Genomic DNA, 22,053 nt, shown 5'->3' on the forward strand with positions numbered 1-22,053 from the left:
GAGAGAGATTCTACAGATGTCCGTGTCTCGGCTGCGGGTGGTCGTACTCAACCGGCCCGGCCACCGACGACCAGCGCCGCGACTGCGACTTGGCGATCAGCAATGGTCGACCACCGACAGTGTCGAGCAGCGGGGTGACCTCGCCACGCACCCAGCCTTCGATCCCTGGCTCATCCGGGCTTGGTGGCTCCTGGGACCACGAGTGGCGGTGTACCGTCGCCCCGCGCGTCTCGGCCACATCGCCGGCGTACATGAGCAGGGGTGCGCCCGGCCCGAATGCGCGGCCCGGAATCACGACGACGTCAGCCATGCCCGCCGACGTTACCGAGGCCGGCGCCGACCCGCCGCCATTTACGCCGCCGACGCCGCGACGCAGAACTCGTTTCCCTCCGGGTCGGCCATCACCACGTGGTGCCGGTCGTCCGCTCTCAGGACCGTCCCGCCGGCCCTCACCAGGCGATCGGCCTCCGCGAGGATCCGCGCCCACCGCTCGTCGGGGCTGCCGTGGCCCGGCACCCGGATGTCGATGTGGAGTCGGTTCTTCGCGGTCTTGGGCTCGGGGACGTTGAGGATGGAGAGGCGGGGGCCGATGCCGTCGGGATCGCACAGCCACGCGGAATGCTCGGGAAGGTCGTCCTCCGGCAGGTCGAACTGTGCGAGCCACTCTTCACGCGTCGTGAACGGCGGGGGCGGCGGCTCGTCGATGTAGCCCAGGGCCGTTTTCCAGAACGGGGCGAGCACCTGAGCGTCGGTGGAGTCGAGCGTCAGACTAATGGTGACTGCCATGCCGGGACCGTATTGCACCCCTCTGATGCTTCAGATCTAACCGGGTCACGTCGCGTCCGGATCCGCATCGGGCGGTAAGGAGCTACGAGACGTCGTTTAAGCAGCGTCAAACCATGGCTTACTGGCGGCCCAGTGTTGGCCCCATCCCATGAATCCGGCGCCACCGGTGGTGAACCCAAATTGACGAGGCTGCCCGGTGTGGGCGGCCCCGCCGTGGCGACGCCGCCCACACCGGACGACCAGGGCCGCGCTGGCTAGAGGAAGTGGCCGCTGGCCAGGTACGGCGTGGGTTCCGTCATGCCCCGCAGCGCAAGATAGCCCTCCTGGCCGATGTCCAGCCGGGCGGCGAGCCCCACGTCGATCGCCCAGTGGTTGGCGGTGGTGATGCAGTTGATCAGCGTCGGCCCGTGCGACGATGCCAGCGCCTCCCACAGCAGCGAGGACGCCGTCTGAGGGTTCTGGGCCGCCAGCAGCTTCGCCTGCCCGAGGTCCTCGTCGATGAACACGTACCCCTGCCGGCCCGACTGCCGGGACACCACCAGACGCATCCTGCGAATCATGTATTCGTGGTCAGGGCCGTGCCCGGCGCCGCGCCGGCTCACGTCCAGCCGATCCATCCACTCGATGTCGTTCTCGTCGCCCTCGCTCAGGCCGGAGACCGCCGGCAGCGTGGACCGGTCCACGGTGCCCACCATGCGCATCTGCGGATGGAGCAGGAAACCCGCCAACCGGTAGCGGCGGGTGGCCCCCGGGTGCACTGTCGACGAGAACAGCCCCGGACGCCCATCGGCATGGGCCAGGACGGCGTCCATCAACTGTCGGCCCAGCCCGCGCCCCTGGTGCTGGGGCAGCACGCCGTACGTGGCCAGATACCAGACCTGTTCCCGATTCTGCGAGATGGCGAAGCCGACCATGTCGTCACCGTCAATGGCCGCCCAACAGCCGCCCGGATCGGTCTCGACGAGGTACGACATCCGGTCGATCCACTGCTTGCCCACCGCGGCGGACCGGGGCTGAACCTCCGGCTCACTCACCCGGCGACTGAGCCGGTCGCCTTCGAAGAAGGTCACCGCCGAGGCTCGCTCGGCGGCTGGCACGTCCTCGACCCGCATCGGCCTGATCTGCGTCTCTCCCACGATCTAAACCGTCCTTTCCGCTGCTCGCCGGTGGTCGCGCGCTCATTCCCCGTAGCCTGGCCGAAGCCGACAGTGTCTCAGCCAGACTGCGCCAGGCCTCCGCCGCCAACTCCAGGTTGTGCGCCGGCCGCTGCAGCGGCCCGGTTCGAGACCGCCGAGCGCGGCAACGCCGCGGTGCTCGGCCTGCTCGCCGCCGCCGAGTACGCCCGCGCCGCGTCGCCGGCGCCGACAGCCGAGGTGTACGCGGCACTGACCGCCACCATTCGGTAGACACCCGGTGCCCGGCCACTGATGCCCGGCAGCCGACACGGCGGCTTGGCGTCCTTCACGCACGACCGGCTGCTGCCGGAACGGATCCGTGACGCTCTCGCCGACGGGGCTCAACACATGGGTCGGCGTCGGCGCACACACCCCGCTCTACCTGGCCGCGGCCGGGATCGAACGGTTCGTGCGCACGTCGGTGCACCACTACAACAGCCTTGCCGACATCGAGGCGTTCGGCCGGTCGCTGCGCCGTGTCTGCGCTGGCTGACCGTTGCTGACCCGGCCTGCTCCCGAGGGCGTGCCGCCGAGGACGAACGGGCACCGGACCGGTTCAGCCGGTGGCGGCTCGGCCGGCAAGGGCGTGGTTGAAAGGGAGTATAGCCACGCCGGGGGGGGGGGCAGCGTGACAGCGTGCCGGCACAGGGGTTGCCTCACGGGGTGCCGGCGCGTTGCCGAGCCGGCAACCCTGCGTATCCGGGTCAGAACCGGGTGTTGTGCAGGGCGTACACCTCCGACTCGGGCATCGCCGCCAGGTCGCGAACGACTTCGCGCTTGATCGCGGTGTAGAGGTCCCGGCGCGGCGAACCCAGCACCGACACAACAGCTCGTCGCGCTCCAACGCGGCAACCGCCTCGGCCAGGCTGACGGGCAGGACAGTGACCCCGCGGCGCCGCAGTTCCGCGTCGGAAGGTACTGCGACGGTCGTTGCGGAAATCGTGCGGCCGTCGCCGCGTACCGCGCCCGTATGTCGGCCAGCGTAACCAGCGGTGTCGGCGAGGGCAGCCGAGCGGCCCTGCCGCAGATCTATGCCGCAGCGGCAGGTGGGGATCCGACGATCGTCAGCCCCCACCTTCATCGCCGCATTTGGACATTTGAGCGATGCTGCCGGCGTCAGCGCCCGGTGGACACGATGTTTGAAGAATTCCCGTTCTGCTCGTCGCGCTTCAGGCGCTTCGCAGTCTGCTTCTCCTTGATCGTCTTACCCTTCTTCTTGACGTTCGCCTTGCTCGTCGAGTCCTTGGACATGATCGAACCTCCTGGAGCAGGTCGGTGAACGTGCAGCGTGGTACTCGCCTGATCGCGGCGTGCAGGTGACGGAAGACTCGCACGGCGGCGCGAAGTCTTCACTGCACACTGACCCTACGCTGTTCCAGCTCCTACCAACGTTGGCATGCATCGCCGGTGGCGGGCGATGATTCGTGTCGCCTCACCGACACGAACCCCATCCCTCCGGTAAGCGGGTCATGACGGGCATGCCGAAGTTCGGTTGTGCCGCGAACGCCGTACTGGGCTGACATTGCCGTTCTGCCGCGAGCGAATCCGCTTGTCTTGGTGCCGGGCGCTGTAGAGGATCGCTGGATGGATCTCCACACTGCGGAACGGCAGCTTCAAGCCGCTCAGCTCGCCGCCGATGTCGAGTCCCTCGACGCGCTTCTGCACCCCCAGGTCGTGGGTGCTGGACCGGATGGCACGGTTTTTACCAAGGAAGATGACCTGGAGAGCTACCGCTCGGGGGGCCTGCGAATCACCAACCTGGTGGAGGAGTCGCTCGACGTCCAGGAAGACGGTGAGACCGGGGTGACCCGCACGGTCGCTGCGGTGGATGCCGTTCAGGGCGGTGCCGTTATGTCCGCCCGGTTGCGCTACACCCGGCTGTGGGTGCGTGAGGACGGCAACTGGCGGGTGTTGGCCGCCACCTTCGTCCCGGTCCAGTGAGCGTGGAGATGCCGTGGTGAGCGTATGAAACGCCGAACGGCGGCCCGCTGAATCAGTCGGGCCGCCGTTAGCAGAGTGTGGATCAGAGCGGGCGGATGTTCTCCGCCTGCGGGCCCTTCTGGCCCTGGGTGATGTCGAACTCCACCTTCTGGTTCTCGTCGAGGCTACGGAAGCCGCTCGCCGAGATCGCGGAGAAGTGGGCGAAGACGTCGGCGCCGCCGTCGTCCGGGCTGATGAAGCCGAAGCCCTTGTCGGCGTTGAACCACTTCACGGTACCTGTAGTCATGTCTGCTCCTCGCAGGCTGTTAGAGACCGCACTGTGCGGACCCTTACGCCGCTGCGTTGATCACCCGCGTCGAAACGACACGAAAACGAAAAAGCGCCTGGATGGGTTTGATACCCCATCAGGCGCTGAAAAACGTCTACGGAAATCAAAACTGCAACTCGGTTACCGTAGCACATGATCCGCCGCCGCTCCGATGGAGGTGAGTGGACCTGGTCACCTGGCTGCTTCATCGATGCCGCCGGGGGCCACAACCGTGAAGCGAACGTCGACCAGGCCGTCGCCGTCGCGATCACCCCGGCGGCCGGCTCGCGCTCGCCCTGGCCGCCCCACAGAGGACTCGTCGTCATGTGGAAGGCCGGTCAATGTCTCCGCTCGGAGTCAGGACGTGTCGGGTCCGGTCCCCGGTCCAGGCCGCTTCGAGGATCGCGGTCAGGCTGGCGGTGTCGGTCGGGCCTGGATGGTTCTGGATCAAGCGGGTGACGCCACTGGCCATCTCCGCGAAGCGCGGGAGGTCGGCGCGTGCCACGCCGATGTCCGCCAAGGTGGGAGGGAGGCCGATGTCGGCAAGGAGCCCGTCGAGCCAGGTGAGGAACGTGTCCGCGGCCTCGGCATCCGAGGCGCCGTTCACGTCGAGCCCGCACACCGGGGCGAGGATGGCCAACCGGTCGCTGATGGCATCCCTGGCCGCGTCCAGCGCGTAGGGCAGTAGCAGCCCGACGCCCAGGCCGTGCGGGGTGTGCGTAGCTGCGCCGATGGGGTACTGGAGAGCATGCGGGGCCGCGTTGCCCGCGTGGGAAAAGGCGAGCCCGGCGAGCATGGAGCCGTAGGACATGTCCGCGCGCGCCTCCGTGTCGCCTCCATCCCGGACAGCACGCCGCAAGCTACGGGCGATCCGCTCCGCAGCCAGGAGCGCGTAGTGGTCGGTGATCGGGTTGCGGCCGAGGAACACCTGCTCCACCGGGTCCCGCGGTCCGTGGGCCCGGGGTCGCGCGGTGTAGCTCTCCACCGCGTGACAGAACGCGTCGATGCCGGAGTGGGCGGTGACGTTCGCAGGACAGGTGTAGGTGAGTTCGGGGTCGACGATGGCGAAGTCGGGAACGATGTGGACGCTGGAAACCCCCACCTTCAGCTCGCGGTCCGGGTCGGTCAACACCGAGACGGGTGTGAGTTCGGAGCCGGTGCCTGACGTCGTCGGGACCGCGACGAGAGGAAGCGTCGGCCCCGGCACCTTCGACTCGCCGTAGAAGTCGCGCGGCGTCCCACCGTGGCGTCGGATGACGCCGACCATTTTGGCGAGGTCAATCACCGTGCCACCCCCGATGGCGAGGATCACGTCGGCGTCCACCTCGGCGGCGGCCGAGACGGCCAGGGCGACATCGGAGAGTGGCACGTCTGGAGTCGCGTCGGAAAATACCCCGACGACCTTGACCTTCTCCCGCACGGCGGCCACGATCTCGGCCACGCCCGGCTGCCCCAGAAGAACCTGGTCGGTCACGATGAGGACTCGCGAGCCACTCTCGGCCACCACTCGTGGGATGTTCTGCGCGACCCCTTCGCCCACTATCAGCTGGCGTGGTCCGCGGAAGGTCTCAAGCATGTCAGTGCCTCTCCGGAACGTCGGCGGCGATGTGCTGGGCGGACGTCCAGGTCACCTGCGAGACCGGGACGGCGTCGGCAAGGTTGGCCGCCCGGATGGCGCAGGCCGTCACGGTAGGTCGATCGCCACGTAGGTGAGGTCGAGGTATTCAAGGACGCCCTCGTGCGACCCCTCCTTGCCGATCCCGGACTGCTTCACGCCTCCGAACGGAGCTGACGGGTCCGATATCAGGCCACGGTTGATGCCGAGCATCCCCGTGTCCAGCCCCTCGGCGAACCGGAGCGCCCGCTGGAGGTCACGGGTGAAGATGTATCCGGCCAGGCCGTGTTCGGTGTCGTTGGCCTTCGCCATCACCTCGTCGTCGGACGTGAACGAGATGATCGGCGCCACCGGCCCGAAGATCTCCGCCTTCAGCATCCGCGCATCTTCGGGCACGTCGACGAGGACGGTAGGCGGGTAGAAGTGGCCCGGCCCATTCGGGCGCTCTCCGCCCACCAGGAGCCGGGCGCCGCGATCGACCGCGTCGGCGACGAGCTCGTCGATCTTGGTGACCGAGGCCTCGTCGATCAACGCCCCGACGTCCACGCCGTCGTCGAGACCATGGCCCACCGAAAGCGCGCCCATCCGCTCGGCGAAGCGCGCCGTGAACTCCTCGCGTACCGGCTCCTCGACGTAGATCCGGTTGGCCGCGATGCAGGACTCCCCGATGTTGCGCATCTTGGCCACCATGGCACCGTCGAGCGCGACGTCCAGGTCAGCGTCCGCACACACGATCAAGGCCGCGTTGCCGCCCAGTTCCATTGAGGTACGCAGCACGTTGTCCGCAGCCTGTCGTAGCAGCACGCGCCCGACCTCGGTCGACCCGGTGAACGAGAGCTTGCGGGTCCGACTGTCGGCCAGCAGTGCTGAGACCACCGCGCCGGCGCGCTTGGTGGTCACCACGTTGACGACGCCCGGGGGAACGCCGACCTCCTCCATGACGCGGGCCAGGAACAGCATGGTGAGTGGCGTCTGGGCTGCTGGCTTGGTGATCGTCGTGCAGCCCGCGGCCAGCGCAGGGGCGATCTTGCGGGCACCCATCGCCAACGGAAAGTTCCAGGGCGTCACGAAGACGCACGGTCCGACCGGCCTCGGCACGGTGAGGATGCGATATCCACCTGCCGGAGCGGTGCTGTAGCGCCCCTCGACGCGTACCGCCTCCTCGGCGAACCATCGGAAGAACTCAGCGCCGTAGGCCACCTCTCCCCGAGCCTCGGCGAGCGGCTTGCCCATCTCGAGCGTTATCAGCCGGGCGACCTCCTCGGATCGCTCGGTCAGTGCCCGGTACGTCGCGGTCAACAACTCCGACCGTTTCCGCGGCGGGGTGGCCGCCCACTCCGCCACTGCCTTGCTCGCCGCGTCCAGAGCGGCGAGCCCGTCGACGACGTCGGCGTCCGCCACCTCGGCGATGGTCCTGCCGGTGGCCGGGTCCTCGACGGCAAAGGTGGCTCCGCTTGCGGCGTCGCGCCAGGCGTCGCCGATCCGGAGCCGCCGGTGCTCGGGGGCCAGGACCTTCATCGGGTCACTCATCGCGTCGCCTCCTGTGATCTTCCTGGTGATGTCCGGCGTGCCCCAGCGATCGCCACGGCCGTCCCACCGTCGTCAGGCCGTGCGCACTGGTGACGGTCCGACGCTCGATTGCCCCGTACGGGCGCATGTTGCCGTCGCCGCCCGGCGCGGTTACCGCCCCGCCTCGGACAGCGACAGCCCGGTGCCCGCATCGAACAGGTGCGCACGATCCAGGTCGACAGTGACAAGGAGCCGCTCGCCCGGCGTACCGGTGACGGTGGGTCGTGCCTTGACCTTGAGGATCTCCGTCCCCACTCGGACGTCGACCACCGTTCGGTCACCGAGCGGCTCAAGCCCGTAGAGATCACCCGACAACGACGCGTTCCCACGCTGCTCGACGGACAGGTCCTCCGCGCGCAGGCCCAGCATCAGCGCACGACCGTCCTCGGCCGTGGTCCAGCGGGGCCGCGGCAGCGTCCACCCTTCAGCGCCGACCAGACGATCGCCCTCGGCGTGGCAGGCGAGCAGGCTGATCGGCGGGCTCCCGACGAATCCTGCGACCCACTGGTTCGCTGGACGCTCGTACACCTCGGTCGGCGTTCCGACCTGTTGCACCTTCCCCTCCTTGAGGACCGCGACCTGGTCGGCCATGGACAGGGCCTCGACCTGGTCGTTGGTCACGTAGACGAAGGTCGCTCCGAGGCTCCGGTGGATGCGGGTGAGCTCGGTGCGCATCTCGACGCGGAGCTTGAGGTCGAGGTTCGTCAGCGGCTCGTCCATGAGGAATGCGCGCGGGCGACGGACCAGCGCCCGGGCCAGGGCAACACGCTGCATCTCACCGCCCGACAACTGCGCGGGACGACGCTGCAGCAGACGTTCGATGTGCAGCAGGCTCGACATCTGCTCGACGGCAGCGGCGATCTCGCTTGGAGAACAGCGGCGTGCCCGCAGCGGTGAGGCGATGTTCTCATACACAGTGTGTCGCGGGTAGAGGGCGTAGCTCTGGAAGACCATGGCCAGGTCGCGTGCGGCCGGGGTGTCACCGGTCGCGTCCCTGCCGTCCAGATGCACCGACCCGGCGTCAAGCCTGTCCAGGCCGGCTATCGCTCGCAGGGTCGTCGTCTTGCCTGCCCCGGAGGGCCCGAGCACGACGAAGAACGAGCCGTCCGGCACGTCCAGCGTCACCCCGTCCAGGGCTTGGACTTTTCCGAAGGACTTGCGCAGCCCGTGCACTGCCACGGTTCCCATCAGGCCACCAGCTCTTCCGTGCTCACGTCGTAGACCGCCGGGGTCCCGCCGGTGTGCCGCAACCCGACAGTTGCGTCAGCGGCGAAACGGACAGTCGGTGGCATCCGAACCCGGACGTCGCGCTGGCCGCTGTGGTCGACCACGTAGATGATTTCGTCACCCAGCCACTCCGCCGAGACCACGCGGGCCGGGACCGAACGTTCCGCCCCTGGTGCGGTGACTTCCAGCGCCTCCGGCCGGACGCCTGCGACCAGGCGACGGTCGCGCGGCAGGCCTGACGGTGGCGTGAGGACCAGTCCGCCCTGACCGCGCAGCTTCCCGTCGGCAACCTCCACGTCAATGAGGTTCATCGGCGGGGAACCGATGAATGCGGCGCAGAAAAGACTCGCCGGACGGTCATAGACCTCCAACGGTGTGCCGATCTGCTCGACGCGGCCCTTGTTGAGGATGGCGATTCGGTGACCGAGCGACATCGCCTCGACCTGGTCGTGGGTGACGTAGACCATCGTCGCCCCCAGTTTCCCCTGCAGGTGCTTGATCTCCGTGCGCATGTCCGCTCTCAACTCGGCGTCCAGATTGGTGAGAGGTTCGTCCATGAGGAAAGCGCGCGGTCGTCGCACCAGGGCGCGAGCAAGCGCGACGCGCTGTTGCTCCCCGCCGGACAGCTGGCGCGGTCGCCGGTCCAGGAGCGGACCAAGCCGCATCAGCCGGGCGGCCTCTTCAACCCGTTTGTGCACCTCCGGCTTGGGCAGTCCCTCGGCCCGCAGTGGGAACGCCAGGTTGTCGCGGGTTTTCAGATGCGGGTAGAGAGCGTAGAACTGGAACACCATGGCGATGTCGCGCTCAGCGGGCGGCAGGTCGTTGACCAACGTGTCGCCGATGCGGATGTCGCCCGTCGTCTGCCTCTCCAGGCCGGCTATGGCCCGCAGCGTGGTCGTCTTGCCGCAGCCCGATGGGCCGAGCATCACGAACAGCTCGCCGTCGTCGATGGATAGGTCCACGTGGTCGACCGCGACCGTCCCGTCCGGGTAGCGCTTGTGCAGGGCGGTCACCTCGATGCCCGCCATCAGCGTCGCACCGCCCCGAGCGTCACACCGGCGATGAGGTGCCTGCGCACCAGGTACGCGAAGACGAGCACCGGTAGGGCGAACACCACGGAGGCGGCGGCCACGAGACCCCAGTCCGTGGTGGTGCCGCCGATGAGGCCGGCAATGGCGGGTGGGGCCGTCCGGACGCTGTCGCTGGAGGTGAGGAAGGTGGCGAACACGAACTCGTTCCACGAGAAGATGAGTGCGAAGACCGCCGTCGCGGCGATGCCGGGCACGAGCAGGGGGAGGGTGAATCGCCGGAACGCCTGCAAACGGGTGTAGCCGTCGAGCATGGCGGCATCCTCGTACTCCGCGGGCACCTCGTCGACGAACCCCTTCATCATCCAGATCGTGAACGGGACGTTGAAAGCGCTGTAGATGAGGATCAGGCCGAGCTTGTTGTCGATGAGTCCGACTTGGCGGTACATGAGGAAGATCGGGATCACGACCACCACGGGCGGCATGAAGCGCGTGGACAGGATGAAGAACAGCTGGTCCTTCTTGGCCTTGACGGCGAAGCGTGAGTAGGCCCAGGCCGCTGGAACCCCCAGCACGGTGGCCAGCACAGTGGAAGCTCCGGCGACTACGACGGAGTTGAGGAACGAGACGGACAAGGCCGAGCGACCGCCGTCGGGGGCGAAGAACACGTCCTTGTAATGGGCCAGAGTGATCTTGAAGTCGAAGAACTTGGCCGGGACGGCGTAGACGTCCCGGTTCTCCTTGATGGACGTCTCGATCATCCACAGCACCGGAAAGAGCATCACGACGGCCAACACGGTCAGCAGCGTGACCTCCAGCGCGGAGCGGCCCTGTCCGCCCAGGCGACGCGCAGGGGGCGTGTGATCCCGGGCAGGACCTGTGGACACGGCCTCGTCGACGGAGACGGCCATCAGCCCTCCTTGAGCTTGTTCAGGTAGCGCAGGTAGAACTGCGTGAGGACGATGACGACGAGGACCATGAGGATCCCGTACGCCGAAGCGGTTCCGGTGTTGAAGCCCAGGAACGCGACCTTGTAGATGTGGAACGACAACGTCTCGGTGGAGACACCCGGGCCTCCGTTGGTGAGGATGTAGACGAGGTCGAACAGCCGGAATGCCTCGATGGCCCTGAACATCACGGCAATGAGAAGCAGTGGCCATACCAGTGGAAGAGTGATGGTGCGGAACCGGAACCACTCCGACGCCCGGTCGATCGAGGCGGCCTCGTAGAGGTACTTCGGAACCGCGGTAAGGCCGGCAAGCGCGATGAGCATGATGAACGGCGTCCATTGCCAGGTGTCGACCACGATCAGGGAGAGCAATGCTGTTCGCTGCCGGGTGAGCCACTCCACCTGCCCCAGGCCGAGCGAGCCGAGCATGCTGTTGACCACACCGAACTGCGCGTCGAGCATGAATCGCCAGAACAGCCCGACCACGACTGGCGACAGCATCATCGGAACCAGGAACAGAGTGGTCAGCACTCCTCGCCCATGCGTGCGCCGTGAGATCAGGTAGGCGATGCCGAATCCGAGCACGGTCTGCAGGCCGACCGCGCCGACCACGTAGATCAACGTCGTCAAGGCACGCGTGTGGACCTGCGCCGACGTCAGGATGGCGGTGTAGTTCCCGAACCCGATGAAATTGGCGGGCCCCCCGCGGGTGGCCGAGTAGTCGGTGAAGGACAGGTACAACGCCCACAGCAACGGGAACACCGACATGGCGAGCAACAGCAGCATCGCGGGGGAGATGAAGGTAACGGCGAGCCAGCGGTCGCTCAACCGGCGGGACCGACCCGGTGCAGGTGGCGCCGTGGACGCCACCTGCCCGGGGTGATCGGTCTTCAGAGGGACGGCGTCACTCACAGTCCGCCGCCGCCCTTGCGGCTGCTCGAGTCGAGCACGCTCTGCTGCTCCTTGGCGATGTCGTCGAGCGCATCCTTCGGCTTCTTCGCGCCGTTGAGAGCCGCGTTCACGTTGGTGTTCTCAATGTCGACGAGGCGCGCGTACTCGGGCACGTTCCACATGTCCCGCATCCGCGGAACCGAGTCGGTGTACACCTGGTTGAACGGCCCGGCATTGAGGAACTCGGGCGACTCCAGGGCGTCCGTACGCGATGGCACGCCACCGGCCGCGGCCCACTTCTTCTGGATGTCAGCCCGCTCGAACCACTTCATGAAGTTCAGGGCCTCCGCCTGGTTTGCCGTGGAGGAGTAGGCCGACACGTGCATCCCCATACCGCCGAGCGGCACCAGGTTCGTCTTCTGGCTCGGCAGGGTGGTAAACCCCAGCTTGTCGAGAATCTGCTCCCGCGTGGTGCCGAGCGTCGACTGCTTCGGATCGAGCAGGCCGCCGCTCGCGGCGATCCAGTTGAACGCGATGCAGGCCTTGCCCTGGGCGACCGCCGCGTTCACCTCGTCGATGAACCAGTTGCCGGAGCCCTTGGCGGTCAGCGGCTTCATCTTGTTGACCAGGACGTCCATCGCCTCCTGGCCCGCAGCGTCGTTGAGGACGCCCTCGATCTTGCGGTTCTTGGGGTCCCAGAGGTTGCCGCCGTAGACGCCGTTGACCGTGTTGTAGGTGACGGCCGCGGCGTCGGAGCCGTTGGCCTGGTGGAAAGCCAGCCCGCTGACGCCAGGGTTGTCCGCCTGGCACTTCTCGGCGGCTGCGATCATCTGGTCCCAGGTCTGCGGTGGCTTGTCGCCGATCAGGTCCTTGCGGTAGATCATCGTCCAGGTGTCGCCGAGCAGCGGCAGTCCGTAGAGGCTGGCGTTCTCGTCGCGCTTGCCGGTCTCCGCCTGGGGGAACTGGCCGTACGCCGCCAGGAGGTACGGGTTGTAGGCCGTGACGTCGATGTTGTTCTTGACGAAGTCGGTGAGGTCGAGGATGTTGCCGTTCGTCACGGCCTCGCCGATGTGTTGCGAGTCCAGGATCGCGATGTCGAAGTCGGTCTTGCGCGCGGCGAACTGGGTGAACATCGCGTCGTGCCAGTTGGCGTTCGGCACGGTGTTGACCTTGATGGTCGCGTTCGGCCGCTCTTTCTTGTACTCCGCGTTCGCGAAGGCTTCCAGTGCCTGGGCGGGCGGCCAGTCGAACCAGATGAAGCTGAGGTTCAGCGGGTCCTTGGTGAGCTCCGGTATGGTCGCCGGCGCCTTCGGGGCGCTCGTCTTCCCGCCGTCGTCCTTGTCATCGCCGCAAGCCGTCACGGTCGTGGCCACCAGCAGCATGGCCGCCGTCGCCAGCCGCACCTTTCGACCGGGAGCGGACATTCTTCCTATTCGCTTGGGATAGCGCATTTTTATGCCTGCTTTCTGGGTGGGGACTTCTAGAACCTCGCTATGTGCTTCGCCGAGCAGTTGCTGGGTTGTGCAGGCGTGTTGCCGGGCTGTCGCGGGGGCCGACCCGCGGACCGGCGTCACGAGTGCGCCGCGATGTACTGGGTCGTCATGCTGTCGAACAGTCCTTCGGCCCACCTACGGCCCGGTGACGAACCGAGCAGGACGTCGAACATGCCTGGGGAGCTTCAGGTGATCGAAGTAGAGCAATGGCTGGCGGCCCCGCCATGGGTGCGGGATGGCGGGCATCCGACACCTTTCCTATACGATCCGAGTGGGGGCGTCAGCATCCCGCAGCGCTGCGATCGATGTCAACAGCTTCCCGAAGACGCAAGGAAGGACCTCACGTCACGATGGACGACGAAGCGATGACCGCGCGGGGCCGTAGGGCCGTGACGGGCGGAATGCCGCCGGGAAGATCTGGTGGCCGGCTCGCCGACGAGGTGTACGACACGCTGCTCGGACAGCTGATGTCGCTACGGATCGAGCCTGGCTCCCGCGTCACGATCGACGTCCTCGCGCGAGAGCTGGGAGTCTCGCAGACGCCGATCCGAGACGCTCTGAACCGCATGGAGGCCGAGGGCCTGGTCGTACGTGTTCCTCATGCCGGCTACCGCATTCCTCCCCAGATCACCCGTCACCGATTCGAGGACATGCTCGAGGTCCGCCTGCTCCTCGAACCGGCGGCGGCGCGCAGGTCCGCGGAACGCGCGTCCTCGGAGCAGGTGGCCGGTCTGCGACGAATGCTGGAGGAGATGGCGGAGCTGGAGGGGGGCAACGAGCCGATGGCCTATGGCGCCTTCGGGTTACGCGACGCCGCTTTTCACGATCTCGTCGCCCTGAGCGCGGAGAACCAGGTCATCCGTGAAGCGCTCGCTCGCCTGCACAGCCATGTGCACCTCTTCCGGCTTCACCACGACACCCAGGTCACTCATCTGGCCATGGCCGAGCATGAGGACATTGTGGCCGCGATCGCCGCGCGTGACCCGGACGCCGCCGCCTACGCGATGCGTCGGCACATCCTGCGGTCCGGCGAGCGTTTCCGACGATTGTTCGACGAGGTCGAGGGCGCGGAAGGAGTGGCGGTAGAGGCTTGACGGGCACGCTGGGCCGAGGAATGCTAACTCAATCCTGATCGGATCGGATTGGATCCACCTCACCCGCCCCCAGATGCGAGGAGAAGCAGGTGCCCAGAGCGCTGCTCCTGACCGGCGACGCCGCCGAGGAGCTCGACACCATGTACCCCTACTATCGCGTGCAGGAGGGCGGCTGGGACGTTGACGTCTCGTCCCGGACGATGCGTGACGTGCAACTGGTCATCCACGAGTTCGACCCCAACTCCGACGCCTACGTGGAGAAGAACGGCCGGAAGCTGCCGGTCGACCTGCCCTGGGCCGAGGTCGACGTCGAGCGCTATGACGCCCTGATCATCCCCGGGGGGCGTGCCCCCGAGTGGATCCGGGTCGACGCCGACGTCAGGCGCATCACCGAGCACTTCTTCGCGCGCAACCTCCCCATCGCGCTGGTGTGCCACGGCGCGCAGGTGCCAGCGGTGTACGGGCTGCTGAAGGGTCGAAAGACGGCGTGCTTCCCCCCGATCACCGGTGACATGGAAAACGCGGGCGCGACGGTCATCGACGCTCCTGACGTCGTGGACGGCAATCTCGTCTCCTGCCGGGGATGGCCCGACATGCCGCAATTCGGCAGGGCGATGATGGAGGTCTTCTCGAAGTCCGTCAGCCCCGCATCGGCATGAGCGCACCCGCCCTGCCTCGGTGACGGCACTTCGGACCGTCACAGTCGACGGCTCACCCGTCCACGTCCTGCAGAGCGGCACCGGGCCCGCGGTGCTGATGCTGCACGGCTCCGGACCCGGCACGACCGGGTCCGGCGCCTGGGCAACGACGGCGCAGACGCTGGGCACGTCCTGGCACCTGGTGGCTCCTGACCAGGCGGGCTTCGGCCGCACGCCTGTCCCGGCGGGCTCCAGGGGTGGGCTCCGGCTGTGGACGGAGCAGGCCGCGGGCCTGATGGATGCTCTCGGTTTCGAGCACTACTCGGTGGTGGGTCACTCCATGGGCGGCGCTGTGGCGCTGGCGTTGGCGGCCGCGCGCCCCCAGCAGGTCACCCGTGTCGTGGCGGTCTCGACGATGGGCGCCCCCGGGGCGCCGCTGTCCGCCGAGCTCGACGCGATCTGGGCCGCCCCCGCCGGCCCGGTCGGGGCACGAGACATGCTGAGTCGCCTCGTTTTCGACCAAGCGCTCGTGACCGATTCGGCCGTCGATGCCCGTGCAGCTGCGATGCGAGCGGGGGCGGCCGCATTCGCGTCGTTGTTCCCTCCACCCAGGGCGCGATGGGTAGACGAGCTCACCCTCTCGGCGCAAACGCTGGCAGCGGTGCGCGCACCCGTGCTGCTCGTCCACGGCGCCGAGGACCGAGTCACCCCGCTCGGGACGGCAGCCCAGCCCCTGCTCGAACACCTGGCCGATGTCCGCCTGCACGTGCTCGGCCGATGCGGGCACGTGCCGGCGATCGAGCACCCGCACGAGTTCAGGCAACTGCTGTCATGCTTCCTCGGCTAGGACCGAGATCACTAGTTGCTGCGGTAGGTCCGCGGCCGGGCTCAAGAGCATCAGGCGCACCGATCCGACGCCCAGGCCCGTCCCTGGCTTGCCGCCCGTCGTCGGCCCTCCGCTCAGACCACCATCACTGGGGTGGCAGTGGTGCGGCTGGGCGTACCGCCGTGAAGTCGGCGTGTTCGTACCGGGTGGCGGAGAGCAGCAACAACCACTCGTCACAGCCCTGCCATGGGTATAGGTCGGCGGCTCCACCGCGTACGGTCCGGGGCCCGTCACCGGTCCGTGGCAGCGCGTCTGCCGGCGCGCCGTCGAACCCGGGAGTCCACACGTCGGCGCAGAGCTCGTTCGCCGAGCCCAGCGCCGCCAGCCCGAACGCGCTCTCGCCGGCGGCCGTCCGCGCTTCGTCTCCGAAGTCGTCGAGGAGTTGGTCCTCGTCGGGTTTCCCGTCACCGCGGAAGGTGAGCGTGGTGGTGCCGGCCCGCGCCGCGTATTCCCACTGCGCCTCGCTGGGCAGTTGGAAGGGCAACAGCTTGAGCAGGTCCTCCAGATCGCCTTCGAGCCGGGCGGTGCCGGTGTCCGCCTCGGCGTAGTCGTCTTCGTACTCGGGCAGCCAGTGCCGGACCTGCGCCACGGTCAGTGGGTGCCGTGCGAGCAGGAACGGCTCGACCCGCACCTCGCGTACCGGCTGTGCGTCCTTAGCGTTGGCGAGGAACGGCTCGATCGTGTCCTCGACGCCGCCACTGCGCTCGATGGCGCGTACCGCGTCGAGCTCCGCCTCGGACAGGCCCATCCGGAAGGTGCCTCCCGGAACCTCCCGAAACACGACCCCCGACGGGACATCCCGCCATGCCGGTCGTCCGGCCACAATCTCCTCGGTCCACATGGCGGCGAAGGCTAGCAGGCAATCCGCCCAGCGGTCTGTCCCGACGAGCCCGCCGCTCGCGCACGCACCAACCGCCTGATCATGCCTCTGACCGATGGCTACCGACATCCCGAAAAGGCATGGCAGCGCTGGTCGACGACCAACTGACTGGGCAACTTGCGTCTTCGTTAGGAGCGAGCTGTTCTTCGCCGCGCCGGCCGCGGCCTCCCGTGCGTCACGGCCCGTGGTCGAAGCCGCGCCAGATACCACATTCGGTTCTGTCGATGAGGGTGTCGGCGCGACCTTCGCTGCCGGTTCGAGTTGCGCAGTGGACTCATGCTGATGCGGTTCTGTAGGTCGAAGCCTGAGTACCGATCTTTGCCAGGATGCCGGCGCCATTGGAGGGGGTCGTGCGGCTGCCCGGGAGACCAGGCCGTGCCGCCGCTGTGAGCAGGCTTACCGCTAGGTCCCGTCCGGGCTGTCGGCCGTTCTAGCACACGTGCGTCCTACAATCGTCGAATGTCATTGCCTGCTCGTCCGCCGTTGCCGCCCGACGTCGACCCCAATTTGTGGTTCGACACCGAGCGATGCGGACGGCACTACCTCCTCGACGGCAATCCGCACACGTTCGCCGGACGCATGTTCGCCTATTGCGCAGAGCGCGGCATCCGTACCCGGGTGTCAAAGGGGGAAATTGGCGACTGCTCCGAGCAGACCCGGTACTTCGTACGGGGGTTCCTGTCCGGCAATGAGCTGCCCCCGCCGGTGTCCGGCGGCGCCACCGAACCGGCCCATCTCGCCTGGCGCGAGGCGGCCTCTCATTTCCGCAACACCGGATACTGGCTCGACGTCGACGCCGCCGGTGACATCGATACCGCCCCGCCGGAGGACACCGAAGCGAATACCGATGGCGGCGTTGTGACCGAGGCCGAGGCTGAGGAGCTCCCCACCGAACTGCAGGCATTGATACGAGAACAAGCAACGGTACGCGTGGCGCTTGTGGTCGACGTGTCCGCCAGCGATGCGGACCGTGCCGTTGAGGTGGCCACAACACTCGCCCAACGGGTCGGCAGGCGGACCTGTGACGGCCCCGGACCTGTCGAGGTCGGTCCGCCGGTGTCGTTCACCCGGGTGTATGCGCTGGTCGGCGTCACCGGACACCGCCCATGGGTGGCGATGCAGACAGCGATTACAGCGCTGGGCCGCAGCGGCTGGGCTCCCCCGACCGCGGTCGAGGGCGAGCAGTACGTGACGGCGGAGTTCAGGGCGTACCGCGGGCTCAACCGAGGTCTCGACGCGCTAGGAGTGAGCGCGGTGGAGATTCATGCCGGCTATGGACTGGGCCACGACCCGTCGCGTACGCCGGGCAGTCGGTAGCAGGGCGAGTGACGACGGCAGCCAGCCCGGCTACCGCCCCGCCCTCGATCGGTCAAGGTCACCGTGCTTCGGATCGGTGCTGCGCTCACTCTTCTGCCGCCAACCGCGCGTCACCGACGGTTGCCGCCTGCCGCTGGTGCGGCCGGACGTGCCGAAGAGTGGATCCCGTGGGTCATGAAGCCAACCTCCCTGACGGCATAGCCCGTTGTTCGCGGTCAGCGTGACGAGTGGGGTGGCGGCCCCATGGCCGAATCATGAAGGGTTTGGTCATGAACGCCGCCTACGTTCTCGTGCACAGTCCATCGGTCGGGCCCCTCACCTGGGCATCGACAGCGCAGACACTCGAAGACTCGGGCGCGGTGGCCATCGTGCCGTCACTCCTGGGCGTCGCGGATGCGCGTCCGCCGTTCTGGCGGTCCGTCGCCGAAAAGGTCAGAGCCGCGATCGACCGGCTACCGCCGGGCCAACCCGTCGTCATCGTGGCGCACAGCAACGCTGGCCTCTTCGTGCCGGTCATCGTGGAAGCAACCTCCCGACGAATCGTCGGCTGCCTGTTCGTCGATGCGGCGCTGCCGTCACCCGCAGGACCGACGCCTGTCGCGCCACCTGAGCTGGTGGACTTTCTACGCCCGAAGGTGACCGACGGTCGGCTTCCGCAATGGACGGCGTGGTGGGACGAGTCCGACGTCGCGCCGATGTTCCTGAACGCGCAGACGCGCAGAGCTGTGTCGGCCGAACAGCCCCGGCTGCCGCTGAGCTACTACGAGGAACTCGTGCCCACCCCGGCCGGCTGGGACGACCGGCCGTGCGGCTACCTGCTGTTCGGTCCACCGTACGAGCCGGTCGCCACCGATGCGAGGCAGCGCGGCTGGGCCGTCGACCACGTTCCAGGCAGGCATCTGCACCAGTTGGTGGACCCGCGCGCTGTAACGGACCGCATCATGGCGATGACCCTTGACTGGCGATCCTCGACCTCCTGAGCCCCGACCTGATCCGACGCACTGATCTGCCGCTGACAGCGGGCCTCGACTGACGACGCCGCCGGGCCTACCCGAGCAGCGTCGCCGCCGCGGCCAGGGTGGCCAGCGACAGCGTCGTGGTCACCACCACCGCCCGGTTGGTCACGGTCTCGCCGACGCCGTACTCCTGGCTGTAGATGAATGTGTTCTGCGCTGTCGGCAGGCCCGCGCACACCACCACGGCGAGCAACTGCGGGGCGGACAGGTGCAGGGCCAGTCCGGCCGCGTACGCGATGACCGGCTGTGCGACGAGCTTCAGCGCGGTGATCATGGCCAGCTCGCCCGGCTTGGCCGGCTCGGCTCGGCTCGGTGACGTGCGGTGCAGCGACGCGCCGAGCGCGACCAGGGCGGTTGGAACCGCGGCGCCCGACAGTAGGGTGAGCGGCGCGCTGGCCGTCGACGGCAGGTGCAGGCCGGTGGCCGAGCACGCGACACCGAGCAGCGACGCCAGGATCACGGGGTTGCGTACCGGCAGGGAGGCGAGGCGGCGGGCCCGTACCCGCCCGGCCGGGTCGCTGTGCCGGTCCAGGGCGATCAGGATCACGGGCGTCACCACCAGCAGCTGCAGCAGCACCACCTGCGCCAGGAACGACACGTTGCCGAGAACCTGTGTTGCGATGGGGATGCCGAGGTTCGCCGAGTTTACGTACCCGGCGGCCATGCCCCAGATCGGCCGTTCGCCGGGCTTGCGACCGAACAGCCAGCTCGCGCCGACCCAGCCGAACCCGACGACCGCGGCCGTGCTCACCCCGAAGGCGAGCAGCGGGCGGCCGGCGAACCCGGAGAGTGGCATGTGGGACAGGGCTAGGAACAGGGCGGACGGCATCGCGAGTTGGAACACGAATCGGCCGAGCACCGCCGCCGCCGCCTCGCCCAGCAGGCCCCAACGACAGGCCGCGTAGCCGACCGCGGTAAGGATCCAGATCGGTACGAACGCCGACACCAAGCTCATCCGGGCGTCACCCGGCGGCGGGCGTCGCGCCGGCTCAGGGACTGGCGCCGCCGGGTTGTCTCCCTGTACGTCGATCGGGAAGCCACACGTTCAGCCTCGCATCCCGCCCGGATCGAACAAACATCCCGCTCATCCGCAACTTCACGGGATCATTCCAGGAGATGGTCGGACGGCTTGCGGCCGCCCGACCTCGTCCTGCGGTCAGGCAGTCAACTGCCGGCTCACATCGGCTGAGTCGTGCAGGTTGGTCATCTGCACGAAACGGCCATCGTTGACCTTGTAGATCGCGTACTCGATGATCTCGAACGACTTTCCGGTCGGAGCGACGCCGAGCCACTCCTTCACCGGGGTGCCGGTGTTGACCACACGCGCGGCGATGCGGTCGCGGTCGAACAGCAGTTCCTGAACCTCCCAGTGCATGTCCGGAACGGCGTTGACGATGGACCGCATGTCGGCGAGGACATCGTCCCTCGTCCCCGGCTCGCCGTTCAGCATGACCTCGTCGGCGATGAACTCGTCCATCCGGTCGAGCTCATGGGCGTTGAGTGTCGCGATGTACCGCAGATACCAGTCACGACTATCGCTGTCGGCCACTGCAGTCATTCCTTTCGTTCAGTAGGTGATCCGTCCCTGGCGGTTGTGGTATTCACCGGTGGGACCGTCGGGGCCGATCAGGGCCAGGGCGACAGTGGCGTCGGTGCCTTCGGTGACGGTCTGGTGCCCCTTGTGACTGTTGAGGTCGGTGGCGGTGTAGCCGGGGTCGGAGGCGTTGATCCGCATTCCGGGCAGGTTCTTGGCGTACTGAATGGTGAGCGCGAGCACCGCGGCCTTCGAGCTGGCGTACGGAATCATGTAGCCGTTGAAGGAGTCGTCCTCGGGGTCCAGCAGGGCGCGGGGGAAGCCGAGTCCGGAGGCGACGTTGACGATCACCGGCGCGGACGACTGCCGCAACAGGGGCAGGGCGGCCTGTGTGACCCGTACGACGCCGTAGACGTTGGTCTCGAAGGCCACGCGCATCGCGTCGACGTCCAGGTCGTCGAGGCCCCACGACGGTCCCACGACGGCCGCGTTGTTGATCAATACGTCGAGTGTTCGCAGCGACCCGATCGCCTTGTCGACGCTGTCCTGGTCGGTGACGTCGAGCTGAACCGCGACGGCTCCGAGGTCGCGGGCGGCATCGCCGGAGGCCAGGTCACGCATGCCGGCGTAGACGGTGTGGCCGGCGGCGATCAGGCGGCGGGTGGTCTCCAGACCGAGGCCCTTGTTGGCTCCGGTCACCAAAGTTGTGGTCATGCCACCCAATGTGCGCCGCCGCGGGACCGACCGGCAGGCCCTGTTCGACGGTGGGACCAGCAGTACCACCCACTGCGCAGGATGCCGGGCATCATGGATGACGTGGATGAGTTCGCGCAGGTCCTTCGAGCATGGCGGGACCGGGTACGCCCGGCGGATGTGGGCCTGCCCCCGGGCTTGGGCCGTCGCGCTCCCGGGCTGCGTCGTGAGGAGTTGGCTCTGCTCGCCGGGGTGAGCGTGGACTACATCGTCCGCCTGGAGCAGGGCCGGGCCCGTCACCCCTCGCCGCAGCTGCTGGCCTCGCTGGCCCGGGCGCTGCGCTTGAACGACCTGGAACGCGACCACCTGTTCCGGGTCGCGGGCGCGGCCGTACCGCCGGCGGGATTTGTGCCCCGACAGGTGACTCCGAGCGCGCAGCGGATGGTGGACCGGTTCCGCAACGCCCCGGTGGCTGTGGCGGTGCATACCGCGATCGGTGAACTGGTGCTGTGGAATCCACTCTGGGCGGCCCTGTTCGGTGACCCGTCCAGCCTGACCCGGCTGGAGCGCAATGTCACCTGGATGTACTTCGCGGGTTCCATCCCGGTGACGCACACCCCCGAGGACGACGAGGCGTACGCGCGAGACCTCGTCGGTCACCTGCGTACCGCGGCCGGCCGCTACCCAGACGATCCGGACATCCCCCAGCTGATCGATCGTCTGCTCAAGGCTTCCCCTGATTTCGCCCGGCGCTGGAAGGCCGGGACGGTCGGGGAACTACGCACCAGCCGCAAAACCCTGCACACGGAGCTGGTGGGGGACATCATCGTGGACTGCGACACGTTCACCGGCGGCCCCGGCGACCAGACGATAGTGATGATGACGGCGGTGCCGGACTCCGAGGACGAGCAGAAGCTCGACCTTCTTCGCGTCATCGGGCTCCAGCAGCTTCAGCGGCGGCCGGGTTAGGACCCACGTCGTGCCCGAGCCGATCTCGTGCGCAGATCGTCCCGG

Annotated in this window: 25 protein-coding genes; 9 read left to right on the forward strand and 16 right to left on the reverse strand. The window is 67.8% G+C overall.

Going from position 1 to position 22,053, the window contains the following annotated elements; all coding sequences use genetic code 11:
* Nucleotides 1–10 precede the first annotated feature (10 nt).
* From FBZ33_RS10935 to FBZ33_RS10950, 3 genes are all read right to left on the reverse strand, one after another.
* Complete coding sequence (locus tag FBZ33_RS10935; protein ID WP_255508803.1) at nucleotides 11–310, reverse strand: hypothetical protein; 300 nt, start codon at nucleotides 308–310, stop codon at nucleotides 11–13.
* A 41-nt stretch (nucleotides 311–351) separates the two neighbouring features.
* A complete protein-coding gene (locus FBZ33_RS10940; protein WP_099852351.1) occupies nucleotides 352–786 on the reverse strand; it encodes a VOC family protein in 435 nt (144 codons plus the stop codon).
* Nucleotides 787–1,040: 254 nt separating this feature from the next.
* On the reverse strand, nucleotides 1,041–1,922 hold the full coding sequence (locus FBZ33_RS10950; protein WP_221629449.1) for a GNAT family N-acetyltransferase: 882 nt from the start codon (nucleotides 1,920–1,922) through the stop codon (nucleotides 1,041–1,043).
* A gap of 72 nt (nucleotides 1,923–1,994) precedes the next feature.
* On the opposite strand from FBZ33_RS10950, the gene FBZ33_RS10955 reads away from it, so the two are divergent.
* Both FBZ33_RS10955 and FBZ33_RS32715 read left to right on the forward strand, forming a co-directional pair.
* Nucleotides 1,995–2,192 carry a hypothetical protein gene (locus tag FBZ33_RS10955; protein WP_141908935.1) on the forward strand — a complete coding sequence of 66 codons (198 nt, stop codon included), beginning with the start codon at nucleotides 1,995–1,997 and terminating at the stop codon, nucleotides 2,190–2,192.
* 88 nt (nucleotides 2,193–2,280) lie between these two features.
* Entirely contained in the window at nucleotides 2,281–2,454 is a 174-nt protein-coding gene (locus FBZ33_RS32715; RefSeq protein ID WP_158240895.1) for a hypothetical protein, read from the forward strand.
* A 623-nt stretch (nucleotides 2,455–3,077) separates the two neighbouring features.
* Here the strand turns inward: FBZ33_RS32715 and FBZ33_RS33340 are convergent.
* Nucleotides 3,078–3,212, reverse strand: coding sequence for a hypothetical protein (locus tag FBZ33_RS33340; RefSeq protein ID WP_255508804.1), 135 nt, complete (start codon nucleotides 3,210–3,212; stop codon nucleotides 3,078–3,080).
* 333 nt (nucleotides 3,213–3,545) lie between these two features.
* Here FBZ33_RS33340 and FBZ33_RS10960 point away from each other — a divergent pair, with 333 nt between their 5' ends.
* Nucleotides 3,546–3,902, forward strand: a complete 357-nt coding sequence (locus FBZ33_RS10960; protein WP_141908936.1) for a nuclear transport factor 2 family protein — start codon at nucleotides 3,546–3,548, stop codon at nucleotides 3,900–3,902.
* 82 nt (nucleotides 3,903–3,984) lie between these two features.
* On the opposite strand, the gene FBZ33_RS10965 is transcribed toward FBZ33_RS10960, so the two are convergent.
* The 8 genes from FBZ33_RS10965 to FBZ33_RS11000 form a co-directional block, all read right to left on the reverse strand.
* Nucleotides 3,985–4,188 (reverse strand): cold-shock protein, encoded by a 204-nt coding sequence (locus tag FBZ33_RS10965; RefSeq protein WP_013283833.1) that lies wholly within the window; start codon nucleotides 4,186–4,188, stop codon nucleotides 3,985–3,987.
* 343 nt (nucleotides 4,189–4,531) lie between these two features.
* Nucleotides 4,532–5,785, reverse strand: a complete 1,254-nt coding sequence (locus FBZ33_RS10970; RefSeq protein WP_141908937.1) for an iron-containing alcohol dehydrogenase — start codon at nucleotides 5,783–5,785, stop codon at nucleotides 4,532–4,534.
* Between the two features lie 108 nt (nucleotides 5,786–5,893).
* Entirely contained in the window at nucleotides 5,894–7,354 is a 1,461-nt protein-coding gene (locus FBZ33_RS10975) for an NAD-dependent succinate-semialdehyde dehydrogenase (RefSeq protein WP_141908938.1), read from the reverse strand.
* A 150-nt stretch (nucleotides 7,355–7,504) separates the two neighbouring features.
* A complete protein-coding gene (locus FBZ33_RS10980; protein ID WP_141908939.1) occupies nucleotides 7,505–8,581 on the reverse strand; it encodes an ABC transporter ATP-binding protein in 1,077 nt (358 codons plus the stop codon).
* On the reverse strand, nucleotides 8,581–9,648 hold the full coding sequence (locus tag FBZ33_RS10985; RefSeq protein ID WP_141908940.1) for an ABC transporter ATP-binding protein: 1,068 nt from the start codon (nucleotides 9,646–9,648) through the stop codon (nucleotides 8,581–8,583). The genes FBZ33_RS10980 and FBZ33_RS10985 overlap by 1 nt, the downstream gene beginning before the upstream one ends.
* Complete coding sequence (locus tag FBZ33_RS10990; protein WP_141908941.1) at nucleotides 9,648–10,559, reverse strand: carbohydrate ABC transporter permease; 912 nt, start codon at nucleotides 10,557–10,559, stop codon at nucleotides 9,648–9,650. Before FBZ33_RS10990 ends, FBZ33_RS10985 begins: the two co-directional genes overlap by 1 nt.
* Entirely contained in the window at nucleotides 10,559–11,425 is an 867-nt protein-coding gene (locus tag FBZ33_RS10995) for a carbohydrate ABC transporter permease (protein ID WP_225854939.1), read from the reverse strand. Before FBZ33_RS10995 ends, FBZ33_RS10990 begins: the two co-directional genes overlap by 1 nt.
* An 80-nt stretch (nucleotides 11,426–11,505) precedes the next feature.
* Complete coding sequence (locus FBZ33_RS11000; RefSeq protein WP_255508805.1) at nucleotides 11,506–12,891, reverse strand: extracellular solute-binding protein; 1,386 nt, start codon at nucleotides 12,889–12,891, stop codon at nucleotides 11,506–11,508.
* Between the two features lie 440 nt (nucleotides 12,892–13,331).
* On the opposite strand from FBZ33_RS11000, the gene FBZ33_RS11005 reads away from it, so the two are divergent.
* From FBZ33_RS11005 to FBZ33_RS11015, 3 genes are all read left to right on the forward strand, one after another.
* Complete coding sequence (locus FBZ33_RS11005) at nucleotides 13,332–14,075, forward strand: GntR family transcriptional regulator (RefSeq protein WP_088947638.1); 744 nt, start codon at nucleotides 13,332–13,334, stop codon at nucleotides 14,073–14,075.
* 89 nt (nucleotides 14,076–14,164) lie between these two features.
* Nucleotides 14,165–14,734 carry a DJ-1/PfpI family protein gene (locus FBZ33_RS11010; RefSeq protein ID WP_141908944.1) on the forward strand — a complete coding sequence of 190 codons (570 nt, stop codon included), beginning with the start codon at nucleotides 14,165–14,167 and terminating at the stop codon, nucleotides 14,732–14,734.
* A 97-nt stretch (nucleotides 14,735–14,831) separates the two neighbouring features.
* A complete protein-coding gene (locus FBZ33_RS11015; protein ID WP_255509119.1) occupies nucleotides 14,832–15,560 on the forward strand; it encodes an alpha/beta fold hydrolase in 729 nt (242 codons plus the stop codon).
* Between the two features lie 124 nt (nucleotides 15,561–15,684).
* On the opposite strand, the gene FBZ33_RS11020 is transcribed toward FBZ33_RS11015, so the two are convergent.
* Nucleotides 15,685–16,440 (reverse strand): SUMF1/EgtB/PvdO family nonheme iron enzyme, encoded by a 756-nt coding sequence (locus FBZ33_RS11020; RefSeq protein ID WP_141908946.1) that lies wholly within the window; start codon nucleotides 16,438–16,440, stop codon nucleotides 15,685–15,687.
* Nucleotides 16,441–16,938: 498 nt separating this feature from the next.
* Between FBZ33_RS11020 and FBZ33_RS11025 the strand changes: the two genes are divergently transcribed.
* Nucleotides 16,939–17,796 carry a hypothetical protein gene (locus tag FBZ33_RS11025; protein ID WP_141908947.1) on the forward strand — a complete coding sequence of 286 codons (858 nt, stop codon included), beginning with the start codon at nucleotides 16,939–16,941 and terminating at the stop codon, nucleotides 17,794–17,796.
* 269 nt (nucleotides 17,797–18,065) lie between these two features.
* Nucleotides 18,066–18,776, forward strand: a complete 711-nt coding sequence (locus FBZ33_RS11030) for an alpha/beta hydrolase (protein ID WP_141908948.1) — start codon at nucleotides 18,066–18,068, stop codon at nucleotides 18,774–18,776.
* 67 nt (nucleotides 18,777–18,843) lie between these two features.
* On the opposite strand, the gene FBZ33_RS11035 is transcribed toward FBZ33_RS11030, so the two are convergent.
* The 3 genes from FBZ33_RS11035 to FBZ33_RS11045 form a co-directional block, all read right to left on the reverse strand.
* Nucleotides 18,844–19,767 (reverse strand): AEC family transporter, encoded by a 924-nt coding sequence (locus FBZ33_RS11035; protein ID WP_141908949.1) that lies wholly within the window; start codon nucleotides 19,765–19,767, stop codon nucleotides 18,844–18,846.
* Nucleotides 19,768–19,968: 201 nt separating this feature from the next.
* A complete protein-coding gene (locus FBZ33_RS11040; RefSeq protein WP_141908950.1) occupies nucleotides 19,969–20,361 on the reverse strand; it encodes an ester cyclase in 393 nt (130 codons plus the stop codon).
* 18 nt (nucleotides 20,362–20,379) lie between these two features.
* Complete coding sequence (locus FBZ33_RS11045; RefSeq protein WP_099852380.1) at nucleotides 20,380–21,060, reverse strand: SDR family NAD(P)-dependent oxidoreductase; 681 nt, start codon at nucleotides 21,058–21,060, stop codon at nucleotides 20,380–20,382.
* Nucleotides 21,061–21,153: 93 nt separating this feature from the next.
* On the opposite strand from FBZ33_RS11045, the gene FBZ33_RS11050 reads away from it, so the two are divergent.
* Nucleotides 21,154–22,008, forward strand: a complete 855-nt coding sequence (locus FBZ33_RS11050) for a helix-turn-helix transcriptional regulator (protein WP_141908951.1) — start codon at nucleotides 21,154–21,156, stop codon at nucleotides 22,006–22,008.
* Nucleotides 22,009–22,053 lie beyond the last annotated feature (45 nt).

Origin of the sequence: Micromonospora sp. A202 (assembly GCF_006715105.1) — a bacterium.
Taxonomy (GTDB): Bacteria; Actinomycetota; Actinomycetes; order Mycobacteriales; family Micromonosporaceae; genus Micromonospora; species Micromonospora zamorensis.